This window comes from Allobosea sp. 05T439 (assembly GCF_056396005.1).
On the sequence record NZ_JBFTKP010000119.1, the window covers coordinates 1 to 864 of the forward strand.

An 864-nucleotide genomic window follows, 5' to 3' on the forward strand; every position below is an offset into this window, starting at 1 on the left:
CATCGACGGCAGCAAGTTCAAGGCGGTGAACACGCGCGACAAGAACTTTACGCGCGCCTCGATCCAGCGTCGGATGGAGCAGGTGGAGGCCAGCATCGAGCGTTACATGTCGGCGCTGGAGACGGCCGATCGACATGATGGCGAACTGGCCCAGGCCAAGACGGTGCGGTTAAAAGACAAGATCGCCGCCCTGTCCTGGCCTACAATCTGAAGAGAGTGATCGCCATCCTTGGCGCTGGGCCGCTCATTCTGGCGATGCGGACCTGAACGGGTCGCCGCGACTCTCGTCCAACTTCACCCGCAGACGACGCGGCGCACACCTCAGGCATCCCAATAGCGCGTTTGCACACGGCCTCGGTGGAGAGCCGAAGTTGGCTGTCTGCCCAGAACCGGACATTCGTGCCTTGGGGCGCGTCTCCTACTGGTTGTGTGTGGTCCTTCGAATTTTGCGCTCTGTAGGCCTAGCAGTTCAAAAAGGACGAAAGCGAAAGATATTCCCTGATTTTGTAAGTCTTTTGCCTTGCACTGCATGTATTATTCGATGCCTTAAATCGAACATTGACATTGGCTGTGTCGACGTGTAGATTGGTTTTTGTCGATATTTGCTTGGACGGTMCTTGTTATTTTCGCGCTTCGGCGCGGCTCTGATGAACTCCCCCTTTCGAAATCGTTCTGAACTCGCCGAACATTCGTTCGGCGAACGACAGGTCTTGCCAAAAGGAGGGTTTCTCATGACCACCGGCACAGTGAAATGGTTCAATTCCACCAAGGGTTTTGGCTTCATTCAGCCTGACGACGGCAGCCAGGATGTGTTCGTTCACATCTCCGCCGTCGAGCGCGCTGGAATGCGCGATTTGCAGGAAG

General features: G+C 55.7%; 1 protein-coding gene and 1 pseudogene. Both read left to right on the forward strand.

Translation table 11 applies throughout. From position 1 onward, the window contains the following. Positions 1-193 (forward strand): annotated as a pseudogene (locus tag AC1DIO_RS35315) (IS5/IS1182 family transposase); the annotation flags it as partial. Positions 194-731: 538 nt separating this feature from the next. Next, the coding region (locus AC1DIO_RS35320) for a cold-shock protein (protein ID WP_476854817.1) at positions 732-864 on the forward strand (133 nt) is incomplete at its 3' end.